The organism is Roseburia hominis A2-183, from assembly GCF_000225345.1.
Lineage (GTDB): Bacteria > Bacillota > Clostridia > Lachnospirales > Lachnospiraceae > Roseburia > Roseburia hominis.
The window spans coordinates 2,891,313-2,906,631 of sequence record NC_015977.1 but is presented as its reverse complement, the minus strand read 5'-3'; the positions used below and the strand labels follow the sequence as shown (position 1 = coordinate 2,906,631).

General features: G+C 37.9%; 15 protein-coding genes. 8 read left to right on the top strand and 7 right to left on the bottom strand.

Annotated elements, in window-relative coordinates; translation table 11 throughout:
• Positions 1 to 135: 135 nt before the first annotated feature.
• The 4 genes from RHOM_RS12980 to RHOM_RS12965 are packed head-to-tail and all read right to left on the bottom strand — an operon-like array spanning position 136 to position 3,029.
• A complete protein-coding gene (locus RHOM_RS12980; RefSeq protein WP_014080782.1) occupies positions 136 to 993 on the bottom strand; it encodes an ATP-binding protein in 858 nt (285 codons plus the stop codon).
• On the bottom strand, positions 990 to 1,706 hold the full coding sequence (locus RHOM_RS12975) for a replication initiator protein A (RefSeq protein WP_014080781.1): 717 nt from the start codon (positions 1,704 to 1,706) through the stop codon (positions 990 to 992). The genes RHOM_RS12980 and RHOM_RS12975 overlap by 4 nt, the downstream gene beginning before the upstream one ends.
• An 18-nt stretch (positions 1,707 to 1,724) precedes the next feature.
• Complete coding sequence (locus RHOM_RS12970; protein ID WP_014080780.1) at positions 1,725 to 2,108, bottom strand: hypothetical protein; 384 nt, start codon at positions 2,106 to 2,108, stop codon at positions 1,725 to 1,727.
• A 3-nt stretch (positions 2,109 to 2,111) separates the two neighbouring features.
• Positions 2,112 to 3,029, bottom strand: coding sequence for a ParM/StbA family protein (locus RHOM_RS12965; protein WP_014080779.1), 918 nt, complete (start codon positions 3,027 to 3,029; stop codon positions 2,112 to 2,114).
• 220 nt (positions 3,030 to 3,249) lie between these two features.
• On the opposite strand from RHOM_RS12965, the gene RHOM_RS12960 reads away from it, so the two are divergent.
• The 5 genes from RHOM_RS12960 to RHOM_RS12940 all read left to right on the top strand — a co-directional run bounded on the left by RHOM_RS12960 (position 3,250) and on the right by RHOM_RS12940 (position 7,806).
• Positions 3,250 to 3,924: a response regulator transcription factor gene (locus RHOM_RS12960; protein ID WP_014080778.1), complete on the top strand. Its 675-nt coding sequence runs from the start codon at positions 3,250 to 3,252 to the stop codon at positions 3,922 to 3,924.
• Entirely contained in the window at positions 3,912 to 5,090 is a 1,179-nt protein-coding gene (locus RHOM_RS12955) for a sensor histidine kinase (RefSeq protein ID WP_014080777.1), read from the top strand. Before RHOM_RS12960 ends, RHOM_RS12955 begins: the two co-directional genes overlap by 13 nt.
• Positions 5,091 to 5,206: 116 nt before the next feature.
• Positions 5,207 to 6,277 carry an ABC transporter permease subunit gene (locus RHOM_RS12950; protein ID WP_009265790.1) on the top strand — a complete coding sequence of 357 codons (1,071 nt, stop codon included), beginning with the start codon at positions 5,207 to 5,209 and terminating at the stop codon, positions 6,275 to 6,277.
• Positions 6,274 to 6,930 carry a hypothetical protein gene (locus tag RHOM_RS12945; protein WP_008705633.1) on the top strand — a complete coding sequence of 219 codons (657 nt, stop codon included), beginning with the start codon at positions 6,274 to 6,276 and terminating at the stop codon, positions 6,928 to 6,930. The genes RHOM_RS12950 and RHOM_RS12945 overlap by 4 nt, the downstream gene beginning before the upstream one ends.
• Before the next feature lie 3 nt (positions 6,931 to 6,933).
• Complete coding sequence (locus tag RHOM_RS12940; RefSeq protein ID WP_005348496.1) at positions 6,934 to 7,806, top strand: ATP-binding cassette domain-containing protein; 873 nt, start codon at positions 6,934 to 6,936, stop codon at positions 7,804 to 7,806.
• Between the two features lie 37 nt (positions 7,807 to 7,843).
• Here the strand turns inward: RHOM_RS12940 and RHOM_RS12935 are convergent, their stop codons facing one another.
• Entirely contained in the window at positions 7,844 to 10,090 is a 2,247-nt protein-coding gene (locus RHOM_RS12935; RefSeq protein ID WP_014080776.1) for a tetratricopeptide repeat protein, read from the bottom strand.
• A 250-nt stretch (positions 10,091 to 10,340) separates the two neighbouring features.
• Between RHOM_RS12935 and RHOM_RS18140 the strand changes: the two genes are divergently transcribed.
• Entirely contained in the window at positions 10,341 to 10,475 is a 135-nt protein-coding gene (locus RHOM_RS18140; protein ID WP_014080775.1) for a hypothetical protein, read from the top strand.
• Between the two features lie 47 nt (positions 10,476 to 10,522).
• Here the strand turns inward: RHOM_RS18140 and RHOM_RS12930 are convergent, their stop codons facing one another.
• Together RHOM_RS12930 and RHOM_RS12925 are read right to left on the bottom strand one after the other, a co-directional pair.
• Positions 10,523 to 11,131: a hypothetical protein gene (locus RHOM_RS12930; protein WP_005348504.1), complete on the bottom strand. Its 609-nt coding sequence runs from the start codon at positions 11,129 to 11,131 to the stop codon at positions 10,523 to 10,525.
• Positions 11,124 to 11,468 carry a hypothetical protein gene (locus RHOM_RS12925; RefSeq protein WP_005348506.1) on the bottom strand — a complete coding sequence of 115 codons (345 nt, stop codon included), beginning with the start codon at positions 11,466 to 11,468 and terminating at the stop codon, positions 11,124 to 11,126. The genes RHOM_RS12930 and RHOM_RS12925 overlap by 8 nt, the downstream gene beginning before the upstream one ends.
• A gap of 178 nt (positions 11,469 to 11,646) precedes the next feature.
• Here RHOM_RS12925 and RHOM_RS12920 point away from each other — a divergent pair, with 178 nt between their 5' ends.
• Positions 11,647 to 13,332: a recombinase family protein gene (locus tag RHOM_RS12920; RefSeq protein ID WP_014080773.1), complete on the top strand. Its 1,686-nt coding sequence runs from the start codon at positions 11,647 to 11,649 to the stop codon at positions 13,330 to 13,332.
• A gap of 277 nt (positions 13,333 to 13,609) precedes the next feature.
• The gene (locus RHOM_RS12915; protein WP_014080772.1) at positions 13,610 to 15,241 is read left to right on the top strand and encodes a hypothetical protein; all 1,632 of its coding nucleotides are present in this window, start codon (positions 13,610 to 13,612) and stop codon (positions 15,239 to 15,241) included.
• Positions 15,242 to 15,319: the final 78 nt, after the last annotated feature.

The following is a 15,319-nucleotide window of genomic DNA, read 5'->3' as shown; positions in this document are numbered from 1 at the left end:
GTTTTGGTTTTAAAATCTTTTGGTTTGGTACTATGGTTTTAGATAACTGACAGTGACATATTTCCGGTAATAAATGAGGAAAGAAAGTAGTACCACTGTCAGTGAAAAGTAATCATTGTGTTATACTTTTTCGAGTCAATTCTGGTTCGGAGCATGATTGTTCAACAGGATTTTTTTCGCCTGTTTTAAATTAGCTGTTGCATTGTCCTGACGAATATTCCGGTTATTGATACGGACAGGAATACATCTCTCCAGAATACGGTCATAAATTCGTTTGTGTGCGATATCAGCGGCGTTATTCAGTTCTGATAAAGTGAGATTGGTCGTTATGATCAGGGGCTTTTTACTGCGGTAACGACTGTCGATCACATTGAATACCTGTTCCAGTGCAAAGTCAGAGTTCCGCTCAATTCCGAGATCATCAATAATCAGAAGACTGTAGCGGTTTAAGCTGTTGATGAACTGGTTTCTGTCTTCAAAATGCATTCCGGTAAGGGTATTCAGAATTCGGGAAAAGTTGGTCATCAGTACAGGAACGCCTTTTTCCAGAAGGGCATTGGCAATGCAGCCTGCAAAAAAAGATTTTCCAGTACCGACATCACCCCAGATGAGAAGTCCGGAAGCGTTTGCTTTCATCTCTTCCCAGTTGCTTACATAATTGTGTGCCAGTTTTATTTCCGGATTGATGCCGTTATCCCTGGCAAAAGTGTAGTCATAGAGTGCTTTGTCCTGTAAGCCGCTGGTTTTAAGATGCTCTATTTCCATTTGTTTTTCATGAAGTTTTCTCTGGGCTTCTTCCTGCTCAAAGATTTCCTGCTGGCATTTACAGCGGATGGAAGGAATAAGAACCTTTCCCTGTAATTTATGCCTGCATTGCCTTGGCGTATTGCATTTAGAACAGTAGATCAGGTGGTCTGTTTCGTTAAAATATTCATCAGGCTGAAGCTCTCTGTTTGGTGTTATAGCGGTTGCTTTTCCTGTAAATCTTGTCATAGTGTTTCGTATTCCTCACTTTCGTAATTTCTTTGCCGGGAAGCAGGATGATCCTGTCTTGCCCAACTGATGATGGTAGCTGCATGGTTCTGATATTGTTTTCCGGTAGAAGCCATATAACCGGATAAGCGTTCAATATAATCTTTCCAGTCAGGGATTGTCTGCCGGATATCTTCAAGCTCTTTTTCTGACAGAAAAACATTTTGAAATTTTCCATAGGGTGAGAGTGGCTCCTTACTCCCTCTTATTGCTAAATTGTTCTTTTTTATCTCTTTCTTATTACCAGACAGTTTTCTGTCTGTATCAGGGAAAGAATCCTGTCTGTCAATAGGACAGTTTTCTGTCTGTCTTAGGGAAAGAAATCTGTCTGTATAGTGGATGGTTTCTTTTGGGAGTTTTACATAAATTCGATTGGGCTGTCCGGGTCCCTGCCGTTTTCGGAAGATAAGCTCCTGTTTTTCCAGTACTGCCAGAGCAGTTTTAATCGTCATCTGGCTTTTGTGGAGAACTTCTGCCAGTGCTTCAATTGTAAAGTAAATGAACACATGACCATCGATATCTGACCAGCCCTCATTTTTCTGGGAAAGCCTTGCCCGGTCGAGCAGGATAATATAAAGCATTTTGGCAGTTTCGTTTATTTCCATGTCCAGAAGGAAACGGGGAAACATCATATAAGATGGCAGGTTGGTGTCTGCTGTCAGAAAGTCCGTCATGTGTTCACCTCCAATCAGTTATTCTCCAAGAAAATCCCAGTCTACATCATTATCCGGCTGTGAATTTTCAGGTGTTGGAAAGGACGCCCTGATTTGGGGCTCCCTTTGCGCCATGCCTACAGTCAGTCCGGAAAGAAAAAGTGGCAATTCCTGTTTCAGACTGTTTTCCACTGCATCTACAATCTGTTTCACAAAAAGTTCTTCCCGTTCTCTTGTTTCCAGATAAGAATCAGCCTGTGTGCGGTAGTAGCGGTCAAAATAATCTACCAGTGCAAGAGAGATTACCTGACTGTAAGATTTAAAATCCTGCCTGTCCATCGTCTGTAAATATTCCCAGGCTCTCCGCTGTTGTTCTTTGTCCAGATTAAAGCGCAGGTTTGTGTTGCGGATATTGTTCTGCATGGTTTATCCCCTCCTTTTCAGGCTCATATAAGCCAGAGATTCGTAACCTTTGGCAGTGGCGCAGATGTCATCAATGATTGTGACTCGTGATTTGTCATACGTTCCGAAGTTACGGATCAGGCATCCACCGCCGCCAACCACATACAGGCGCATCAGGTCAGGATTATATTCATATTTGCGGAGCGTGGAAAAAAGTTCTGCCACATACTGTCTGGCAATAGAACTGATACAATCCAGATATGGTGCTGAAATGTCAGCTGTTCCAAACCGCAGAATCTGTTCTACTGTGGATTCTTCAATTTTCACTCCGAATTTGTCCAGAACAGCGTTCTTTGCGGCAATCATGCACTGGTTTACACCAAGTTTTTCTGTCCAGCATCGGCTCTCCTGAGCTTTCTTATTGTTAATATACAGAATGTTCATGGTTCCGTTTCCGATATCTGCAAGGAGATTAGTTCCCTTGAAATTTTCAAGGTGGTTTACAATAGCCGGATATCCCTGTGGGTAAAGGCTACATCCCGCAAAGTGGAGATGATATTCTTTGCCGTTGAAACGGTAATGGACTTCTGGATTCTGGAGCAGATAGGAACGAAAAGCTTCTCTTTGATTTCTGATCCATGTCAGAGGAAGTCCGGCAGCCAGATGAACATCTGCTTCACGGATGGAAAAGACATTCAGTTCCCTTGCAATAGCCATTAGCGTCAGAAGATAATATTCTTCGTCCATAGCTTTATCCGGGATAAATTCTTTGTGTCCTTCGCCAATCCGGTAGTAAATGCCGTTATATTCCAGAATATTCCCGGTGAAGATTGGTTCGGTTTCATAGGCTTTGATTCCGGTTGGTGTGACGGTGTTTGCTGTTTTCATATTGCCATAGCCATGATCTACAGCGATGATTTTTGTGTTTTTGAGTTCTCGCATAAAAAATACCTCCGTTTTCGTATTGATTGATTCAGCAGGTCATACCGGTGTGGTACTGCTTTGCTGTGAGATAAGCATACGAAAATCGGAGGTAAAAGACATTGAGTGGAAATTGAGCTGGAATTGAGAAAAAAGATATATTGTGCGTACATTCTTCATGTACTCTTGTTGTGATTTCATTGTTTTTTATCGTATAATATGGATACTGGAGGTGGTTTGGATGAAATACAAGATTTTAGTTGTCGATGATGATAAAGAATTGGTGAAAATGCTTTGTAGTTATTTTAATATGAAACAATATGAAACCATTACGGCTACAGACGGAATGGAAGCATTAAATAAAATAAAAATGAAACCGGATATTATTTTATTGGATATCAACATGCCACGTATGGATGGGATTGAAGTATGTCGTCTGATACGCAGTAAAGTGTTATGTCCGATTTTGTTTCTAACAGCAAGAGTTGATGAAGATGATAAAATTAATGGGTTGCTTTCGGGTGGGGATGATTATATTACGAAACCATTTAGTCTTCGGGAGTTGGAAGCAAGGATTGTCACAAACATAAAGAGAGAAGAAAGGCATCAACAAAAAACGGAATACCGTTTCATGGATGAAATGCTGATTGATTATTCTGAAAAAATAGTAGCTATAGCTGGACACAGGATGGAGTTCACAAAAATTGAATATCAGATTATTGAATTCTTATCCATGCATCCGGGGCAGGTGTTTGATAAAGAACGTATATATGCACAAGTCTGTGGATATGATGCGGAAGGGGACAGTAGAACGATAACGGAATTAGTACGGCGTATAAGGAAAAAAATAGCGGATTATTCAGAAAAAGAATACATAGAAACTGTATGGGGGATTGGATACCGATGGAAAAAATAAGAAACTTGTCACTGAAAAAAACAATTCTGCTTTATTTTGTGATCAGCTTAACGGCAGCATTTCTGTTATCTGGATTTACAGTTCATTTTGCAAGAAATATGCAGAATAAAATATGGGAAAAATATATTGATTATGCAGATTATACGGACGTGTTTCAGCAATATGGAAAGAAATACGAGATTGAGATATCAAGACCTAATCAATCGCAGATGAATCGTTTGGACTATCATCTTTCGGAAATGTGTGACTTTATGGAAACATATTCGGTACTGATTTTTTCGATTGTTGGGAGTGTTGCTGCGGTATTCCTTTTTTATAAAAATAAGTTAAAGACACCTCTACAGGAACTAAAAGATGCCTCACAAATGATTGCAGATAATGAACTGGATTTTCATGTGTCCTATGAAAATAAAGATGAGATGGGAACTTTGTGTAAAGAATTTGAAATGATGCGAAGTGATTTAGCAGATAACAACAGAAAGATGTGGCGAATGATTGATGACGAGAAGGCTTTGCGGAATGCAATTGCACATGATATACGTTCTCCACTTTCCATATTGCGTGGGTATCAGGAAATGCTCTTAGAGTTTGTTTCTGCTGAGAGTATAAAAACAGAGGATGTTATTGATATCTTACAAACAGGCATGTATCAGATTGACCGTATAGAGCATTTCACGGAAAACATGAGAAAAATGTCCCATTTAGAACAGAGGGAACTGCAATGCTCAGAGATAGAATTATCGGAACTGGCAAAAAAGATTGAGGCAGAAGCTGCCATGCTGTCCAAGAAGGAAAGTAAATTATGTAAGGTAGAAAGAGCGCAGGAACAAAACATTGTGAAAGTGGATGAGGAACTTGTCATGGAAGTGACAGACAATTTACTGGAAAATGCGGTTCGATATGCACAAAAAAGTATTGCTTTGCAGATAAAGAAAAAGGATGGTTTTCTTATAATTTCTGTTGAAGATGATGGAATAGGATTTGTGGATACTGAGGAAAAAGTAACAGAGCCATTTTATCATAAGAATCCACAAGATGATTTAAAGCATTTTGGCCTTGGTATGTATATTTCTCGTATTTTCTGTGAAAAGCATGGAGGAAATTTGAAAATATATAATGCCAGACAAGGCGGTGCTCATGTAGAAGCTCTTTTCAAAGCTGAATAAAAATACTTTATAAGGCTGAAATCACAAATAAAGTGGTTTTAGTCTTTTTTGTTGTGAATTTATTGAGAATTGATTTGTATGATGTTGTTAAAGAAATAAAGAAAGGAAGAGATACAATGAAAACAATCATAAAAAGAAGTATACTTGATTATTTAAAGAACCCTGTTTTGTGGATTGGCTTGATTATTATAGTTGCCAGTATGTATCAATGTCTGTCATCGTATTTGCAAATTCATTATATCAAACAGAATGAACAGATCACACAAAATGACGTAGCATTGGAAGATGCTGATGTCATGGATGGGTACATTCCCACATCTGATGATAAAGAAAGAAGAAGGGAGTGGGAAGATACGATCAAAGAGACGTTAATGGACACCTCCAAAAATGGTTTTGGATTTAGCAGGCAGGAAGCAGATCATGTAATGAAAGAAATTCAGAATATGGATGTAAAGACTGCTTCTGAGTTTTTGGAATCCCAATATGGCTATTATAATGCAATATATGCTTATGAGGACCTTGAAATTCATAAGGGGACAGCAGAAGAAATCAATCATTATATCGAGCGGAAATTATCCGAACATTCTTTTTCCTGGTACTTTGCCAAAAAATTTACGGATTTTGCAGGATTGCATATGGCCTTTTTTGCAACAGTCTTGCTATCATTTTTATTTATTCAGGATACACGAAAAAGTACCTATGAATTATTACATACAAAGCCTGTTACGGCAATCCAATATATATGTGGGAAAGTAATAAGCGGATTCATTAGTATGCTGGGAGTATTAGTGATTTTGAATGTTATATTCTTTATGCTGTGTTTGAAAACGTCTTTAGAATCGGGCTTTCCAGTAACACCAATTGATTTTTGCGTGAATTCTCTGATCTATATTGTTCCGAATCTTTTGATGATATGTTGTGTCTATACAATTACAGCATTAATATTTAAAAATCCGCTTCCGGCAGCACCAATCTTGTTTTTACACATTATATATTCAAATATGCTGACCATGAAGAATGATATTTATTATATGAGACCGTTCTCTATTATGGTGCGATTCCCTGGCAGATTTTTTGAAACACATGTAGCCAAAATGTCAAACATAAATCAGATTATTCTTGTAATTTCATCAGTTATATTAGTATGTATTTCTGTTACAATCTGGAAAAGGAGGAGGGTTCATTGAAAACGGAACTAAAAAACTGCCTGTCGTTATATAAGATTTTTTATTCATGTGCATTTATACTGATATTGTGTGCTATTCATCCGATTATATACTATGAAGAAATCGGTTCAGCGATTCAGTCGCCAATAGCATTTTTAACAATTATTTTTTGTAGTGACACATATTTGATGGAAGTAAAAAGTAAGCGTGCCGATGTATTTCATTTGTATGATCAAAAAAAGCAGTTAAAAGTAATATCGCAGAGAGTGGGCGTTCAAATATTATATTTATTAATACTTTCCTGTGTTGGATATGTTTTGTTTTTCTGGCAAAAACCGGGCAGTGTAAACGAAGGCATTTCGGGTATTCAGATATTTCTTTTATATTTCATTGCAATGTTTGGAACTATCTGGCTTTGGAGTATATGCTCTGTGATTTTGTGTACATTGCTTCGAAATATGTGGGCAGGTATTGGATGTTTATTTGGAATTGTCATTGGACTTATATCAAAAGCGGGAAGTTCATTTTTCGGAAATCTGGGATTGTTTTCTTTCAGCTTTTGTGAACCTACTCAATTAATGTCCGAGAGTTGGATTTATGGAACGCTTGTGTCTTTTATAGCGGGGCTGTTTTTATTTGCAGTATTACCAATGACTTTAAAGAAAAGAGGATAGATTATGAGTATTAGAATAAATGATTTAACAGTTAGATTTAAAAATGGTGTAGTTGCAGTAAATAAGGCATCTCTTGAAATACCTAAGGGAATTTACGGACTTTTGGGTGAGAATGGTGCCGGAAAAACCACTTTGATGAGGGTTCTTACAACTGTTTTAAAACAAACGGAAGGAATGGTTTCCCTTGATGGAATTCTGTATAACGAGGGAAATTATGAGAAAATACAGAAAAAGATTGGTTATCTTCCACAGGAAATCGACTTATATCCGAATCTTACGGTGAAAGAATGTCTTGTATATATGGGGGGACTGTCAGGAGTAGCCAGAAATGACCTCGAACAAAGAATTACCTATTATCTGGAAAAGACTTCTCTTACAGAGCATCAGAATAAAAAAATGCGGCAATTATCTGGTGGTATGAAGAGACGTGTCGGACTCATACAGGCACTTCTTAATAATCCGGATTTTTTGATTATTGATGAACCTACCACCGGGTTAGATCCGGAAGAAAGAATCAGGATCCGCAATCTTTTGGTTGATTTTTCAAAGGATAGAACTGTGCTGTTTTCCACTCATGTAGTAGAAGATTTAGCAGCAACCTGTACACAGCTTGCCATTATGAAAAAGGGAAGTTTTTTATATTCTGGAAGCGTGAGTGGGTTGCTGGAAAATGCAAAGGGCTGTGTTTGGAATTGTACGGTACAAAACGCAGAAGAAGCCCGTTTGTTAGAAGCCAATTATTCTATATCATCTAAGCAGTATGTAGAAAATGGAATTCATATGAAAGTATTAAGCAAAGGAAAGCCAAATGAGAATTGTGTCCTGGATAATGATATCACTTTGGAAGATGCATATATTTATTTGACGAATAGTTGAATATAACGGCGGGCAAGTTGCCCGCCGTAAATTATGCTTATTTTGTTAAAAGACCGGATAGATTTTTTCCAATGCAAAATCCAATCTGTGGATATAACTCCTGAATTTCCTGATATTTTGCTCCAATCATTTCTGGTTCATCAGCCCAGATCTTTTCATATATTTTGAAAGCTCTTTTAAAATGTGTTTTGGCTTGCGGAAGATTGGCAGTCATCAGATAAATGGTTCCAAGGGTTTCCTGTACTTTGGCATAATCCAGACAGTCATCGGAATGGTATTCCTTGATGATGCCGGATAATTTTTGCAATTCAGAGATGCCTCTTTCGGGTTCCTGCTGTTCTGTCAGGAACATTGCATAATTGGCAATCTGAGGTATGCTGTCATTTATATGAAGCAGGTTAAATTGGTCAAGCAGTGAGATACTTTTTTCCATGTGTTCTCTTGCAAGATCGGGATGACCGTTCATGCGGTAAAGTCCACCGAGATTGGCATGAAGGTTGGAAACAAGGCGAGCATTGTCAGCAGTGATATTTTCTATCTGGGCAAGTGCATCCTTTTCCAGTTTTATTGCTTTTTCTGGCTTGATTTCAAGAGTAGCCTGAAAATCCAGTAACAATGCCCGGTCAGAATCGGTGCCAATGTCTTTACGCTTCAAAAAATTTTTCAATTCCTGAATGATTGCTTTCATACCTTTCTGGTAATTATAATTATCCATATATGGAAAAACATTTTCCAGAAAAAGTAGATATTTTGGTATATCATCTTTTTCAATCAATTCTATGATGTTTCCTGCTGTCTGAAACAGCTTCTTGTAATAATCGACTTCAATTCCATGCATTAAACATATTTTCTGTAAAGAATCCAGTAATATGTGACAGCTACTTACAGATGGTTTTGTCTCTGAAAGGGTGATTTCCTGAATCATCGGATGCAGAGAGATGGTGCGACGTGTTGTTGTCTGAACGAAACCAGTCTCAATTAAATCGTTGATTTCATTTAGTGTGGGCATTTCCAGCCATTTGGCAAATATACGGGCAGAAATACCGGTGGAAGGAAGAAAGCACATATTACACATGATATCCTGCTGTTCAAGAGATAAAGTGTATAAAGAAAACAGCGTATGGATATGACTGTAATAGGTGGCTTTGCTGCTTTGTCCATCTTTGATTATTTTAATTTTATCTTCGTTATGGAAAGATGCTTTTTCCACCTGAAGTCTTGTTAATAACTGGTCTGGAGTTGAGATTCCATTTTCCAGAAGTTTTGCTGCCAGTTCCACGGCAAAAGTATGAGAGTGAACAGTTTCGATGATCTTTTCAACTGTTGCCCGGTACGTGTCTGCCTCTGAATAAAATACTGATGCCAGCTGGAAGAGAGCGTTCATATCCTCTATTTCTTTTAATGGCAGAGTACAGTATTCATCCAGTTTGCTTCGGGTTGTAAACAAAATCTGGCAGCGATATTTTAATACTACTGACAGAAAGCTGTCCTGTGTCGCAGTGACATTAAAATTATCTATGATAAGCAGAGTATCAGATTTCAGGGAACGCAGAAAACGGTTATGTCTTTGAAACCGTTCCTGGTCAGTGCTTTCCGGCGGATCGTCAATAAAATCCATGTCAGTAATATCCTGATGAAGATTGCCGGTATATTCTATATAAAGTATATTGGTGTATTGCTTTATGTACCGCTTTGCGTAGGCTTTGGCAAGTTCACTTTTTCCGATTCCGGCGATTCCGCAAAGGAAAACATGACGGTTTTCCTCAAGCACGGTATATAATTCTTCCAGTTCTTTATCTCTTCCGATAAAATGACGGCATGGTTTCGGAACCTCACTGTCCATAATATAATCCAGCACAATGGGGGATAAAGCGCCTCCGGCGAGCAGCTTCTGATTTTTGGTATTACGTTTGATGAATTGGCGTTCCATGCCAAAAGAAATCAGTTTTGCAAGAAACAGCAGTCTTGAACTGGCTGGTTTATATAAGGGAGTCAGATTTTTCTTTTTTGCATCTGAGATGCTGTCATCCTGAATGAATAAAGTGTAAATATCTTGTATAGCCATATTACAGTCAGACATCAGTGGAAGAAGATTCTGGTGGATGGTATGGGCTAATTTTTCCTGATTGGATGGCTTGGAATAGTAAGCGGATATTTTAGGACTGATTTTAGCCTGACCAGTCATCCAGCGGCAAACCAGACCGTTGTCCATTGAAAAATCCTGATTTACCGGATCATCCATAAAATCTTCAAATAATTCGTATAAAAAATCAGGCTGACTCATTTGATTACTTTCGCTGATATGATTTTTTAAGCAAGTGCTAATAGAAGAAAAATCGCATCGATTCAATAGAAATTCCCCTTTCGTAGTTAAGATTAAGTATATCTATCATAACACGAACATATATTCGATTCAAGAAAATGCGGATATTTTTAAATTGATTGTGTCAATTTACAATCAATTTCTATTCAATGTGGTTTTCCGGCAGGTTCTGTAAAATAAGCTCAGATCAAAACAATAACGGGAGGAGCTTATGCAACAGAATATTGAATTTGAGCGGTGCATTGATTTTCTGGTACGGATGATTGATAAGTACGGCGCTGAAGTCCTCCGGGAGTTGGAGGAAAAAAAACAGAATAAGGAAGAAAAAGAAGCGGCAGTTTCCTGAAATACAAAATGTAAATCAGACTGTCGCTTTTTTCATGCATTTTTAAATCAAATAAATTTTAAAAGCTGATGCAGAGTGTGTGGCTCATTATTCTGAGAAGCGGTAATACGCGTATCAAATGGCTTGAAATGATTCTGCGTATAAAAGCTCAGAAGAAATTCATTATCTTCGCATTCAAGAAACTCCATAACGCCACCTACGGAATATTTGAGACTGGATATGGTTTCCAGTGCAAATCCCAGTAGAATATTTCCAGGAATTCGTTTTTCCTTTGGAAGAGAATAGTTCTTTCCCAACTGGGCGATCAGGTAAGCTGCGGTAGTATAGGATTGTGTTTCTTCATCCAAAATACTGACACGGGACAGTTTTTTTGCCATTGTCTTGCTGATATTTGAAGCACGGACAGAGATTGGTTTTATTGTAAGTGAAAAATAACCAACCAGTGAAGCATCTTCAGCATCAAATACCAGATAAGTGATAGATTGATCTTTTTTGGTAAACTCAATCGCATTATGTAATAAAAAGTATTCCACATCGGGATTTTTGGGACAAGAAAAATCGGAGAGTAAGTCGTAAAGACTTTCCTCTCCGATATATGTCGGTTCGTCTTTATCCAAATATGCCCGAATATTAACGGTAAAATATTTATCAGACATGTTTTTTCTTCCTTTTTGACATTAAAGCTAAGATTTCCTGTGGGTTCGTTAACTGACGTCCGGGAAGTGTCTGCTTTGGTGTGCGGTCACGGTCGGCTTCGTCAATTGCTGCGACAAAACGCTTTACGCTATTTGGATTGGATACGACAAAATTATGAGTAATACTTGAAGTAGCCATACTAACACCTCCTCTTTTTTGGCTTTTTTGTGTATTTATAGTATATGCAATGTGTGATAAAAACACAATATCAAAAACAGAAATTATTTCTAAATAATTTTCAAGCCGGACATTTATTAGACGCTTCCGGTAAGCGAACAATATTTTCGAGCCAATCATTTATAAGTCGCCAATGGTGGGCGGGCAATATTTTGATAACAGAAATGCTCTGTATCTAACTTAATTATACGATTGGCGAAGAAATGCGTCAATACGGAAAATAAGTATTGAAAATAGTTGGAACAAGTACTAAAATAAGGTTGGGACAATAAAACAGAGTTATACTGCGAGGAAGATTATGAAGAATAAAAAGATTAAATGCGATATATATACCAGAGTATCCACAACCATGCAGGTAGATGGCTACAGTCTGGATGCTCAGAAAGAAAAACTCAAGAGATATGCGGAATTTCAGAATATGGAAATTGTAAATGAGTATTCCGATGAAGGTAAGTCTGGAAAGAGCGTAGAGGGCAGACCGGAATTTCAGAGAATGTTGGATAATATTGAGAATGGAACAGATGAGGTACAGTTTGTATTGGTGTTCAAGCTTTCCAGATTCGGTCGTAATGCGGCAGATGTATTAAATTCTTTGCAGAGGATGCAGGATTTTGGAGTGAATCTGATTTGTGTAGAAGATGGAATTGACAGCTCAAAAGATAGTGGAAAGCTGATGATTTCTGTTCTGTCTGCGGTGGCAGAGATTGAACGAGAGAATATCCTTGTTCAGACAATGGAAGGACGTAAGCAGAAAGCCAGGGAAGGAAAATGGAACGGAGGATTCGCTCCATATGGTTATGAATTGGTAAATGGAGAATTACAGATTGCAGAGGACGAAGCGGAGATTATCCGTCTGATTTATGACAAATTTATTCATACAAATATGGGAATCTCTGCGATTGCTGCATGGCTGAACCAGCATGGATATAAAAAGAAAAAACGACAGAATAATACACTGGACGCATTTGCCTCTTCCTTTATAAAAGGCGTTCTGGATAATCCGGTATACTGTGGAAAGCTGGCTTATGGACGAAGAAAAAACGAGAAAGTTTCTGGTACAAGAAATGAATATCGCATTGTAAAACAGGAAAATTATATGCTGCATGATGGTATCCACGAAGGGATTATTTCAGAAACAGATTGGGAGCTGGCACATCAAAAACGGGAAAAAACAGGTGTGAAATATGAAAAAACGCATAGTCTGGATCATGAGCATATCTTATCTGGAATATTGAGATGTCCGTTATGTGGAAGCGGTATGTATGGGAACGTGAACCGAAAGAAAAAGAAAGACGGAACCTTATATAAAGATTATTTCTATTATGCCTGTAAACATCGTCGTCTGGTAGACGGTCATAAATGTGGATATCGTAAACAATGGAGCGAGGAGAAGATTAACAATGCAGTGGAAGAAGTTATCCGGAAGCTGGTGAAGAATCCTAAATTTGAAGAAGCAATTCTGAATAAAATCGGTTCAAGAATTGATACAGAAGAAATAGAAAAAGAGATTGAAGGATTGGAAAAGCAGCACAAGCAGTTGACCGGAGCAAAAGCAAGACTTGGACAGCAGATGGACAGTCTGGATATCATGGATAAATTTTATGAGAAGAAATATCAGGATATGGAGACAAGGTTATACCGTCTGTATGATGAAATTGAAGGCGTGGAGAACAGTATAGAAGAAGTCAAGAATCGCCTGTTGAATATTCAGCAACAGAAAATATCAGAAGAAAACGTCTATCAATTTCTTTTATATTTTGATAAACTATATGATAAGTTCACCGACCTGGAGAAGAAAGAATTTCTTAACAGCTTTGTGGAACAGGTGGACATTTACGAGCAGGAGCAGCCAGATGGCAGATTTCTGAAGCACATAAAGTTCCGTTTTCCGGTGTATTTTGGAGACAGGGAGACACAGGAACTTTGTTGGGACAACGAAAGTACCGTTGAGACGGTCTGTTTGATGTCTAAGAAAGATAAATAAGTACCAAAAAGTGGCGTATTTCCGGGCCTTTTGCGAGGTTAACACCATCACGGGAGCCTTGCGAAAAGTCCGGTTTTCTTGTATGAGAACTTATCTACCGGACAGTCTGCATGACCGGAATTGAAACGGTGAAAAATGCGGTAGGGTTTAGACTGCGGATTAGATGTCAGAGGTTGAGGCACTAGGATTGTTGTCAGAGCCGACCGCAGTTCAGCTCACTCGATACTCGAAGGAGTAGCAGGCAGTGGAATAGATAACGGAGATAGGAGGCGGTAATGTGAGTGATTCTCAGATTACAATTTTTTATTCTTGGCAATCTGATTTGCCGGGAAGTGAGACTAGAAACATAATTCAGGATAGTATAAAAGATGCAGTTCGTTTACTGAGAGATACAGTCGATATTGAAGCTGACCGTGATACAAAAGGAGAATTTGGTTCACCTGATATTGCGCAGACTATTTTCTCAAAAATCGACGATTGCGATATTTTTGTTGCTGACGTTAGTGCTGTATGTCGATATGAGGCAACTGATAAAGATGGAAACAAGAAAGTAAAATATATGCCGAATCCTAATGTAATGCTTGAATTAGGATATGCTACTCATGTTGTAGGATGGGACAATGTAATATGTGTTTTAAATGCTGATTATGGCGCACCAGAGGATATGCCTTTTGACATTGCAAGTCGAAGATTGACCCCATTTTCATTAAAAGATGGGAAAAGTAAGGGAGAGATAAAACGATATATAAAAGGGGTAATACAAGATATTGTCGAAAACATATTAGAAAATGGAAAGCGTGTTAAAACAGGTTTTTCAGATTTACGTCTGGGTTGTTATGATGACGGCTCTATTTCTAATATGCTTCACCCGATTGAGGTATCAAATTCAGTCTCTTTTGTTAAGCACAAAACACAAATATTAGACGAATCTTTGAAGCTGGTAGAACAAATCAGAAGTATGAAAATTACAGAACCATCTGAACTCCTAAATACAGAAGAGGCAAGTAATGCAGATGAGAAACAGACAAGCAATGCAACTGCTATTATTAGAAAAGATGGCTCAGTTCTAACTCCTGTCACTAGCTCTTTGAAATTAAATCTTTTCAAATTACAGAGGGTACATATCAAGGATGAGGATAGAAATACGATAATAGATTTGTGCAAAAATTATCTTGGAATAGATATATATGAAGATACAGATTTTTTCAATATTGGAAACTTAGAAAGAAAATATGATTTAATGTCATCATATTCTTATGAGGGGACGAAAGACGAGGAGAACAAATATGATAGTATCATGATGCTTGAATATAATTTACATCGTGTGCGAATGCTGGATTGGTATGCGACGACTTTTGACGGATTGTTTTTTATACCACTTGCAATTGAAAATGCATCTAAAGTGTACGATGAGGATGTAGATGTACACGTTAAGATAAATAAAGGTGTTGTAGAAGTGATTATTCCATCGAAGGAGCTCATAAATCCAGATATGCGAGGCTTAGAGGGTTTGATTTATGAAGAAGATGTTATAAAGGAACTTTTGATGATGCCTGAATCATCAGATATTTCTTATGATACCGATATATCATACACTTTAGCAGATAGTTTGGCTGAAAGTCAGGCATCAGTGAGAGCTCAGTTCAGTGGTGCTGGAATTAACGGAAATCCTCGATATAATTCAGATGATTATGGCAGGGAGATAACAAAGTATATTGCAATGCCTAAAGCTAAAAGCAACGATATTGAGTTTGAATTTTCTATTGGATCTTTAAGAGCAAAAGAAAAGAAATGGTTAGGACCAGCCTTGTTAGTAAATCCGTTAACAGACAGTTTCCATATCGAATACTCTATAAAATCTAAGCATTCAGATGGAGATTTGTCTGGAATTGTAACATACACTAAATAAAGAGAGGCTCCCCATCACCGGAGATTATCCAGTGGTGAGGAGCCTTCGTGCGTCTATGGAGTCATGCATCAACGTCGA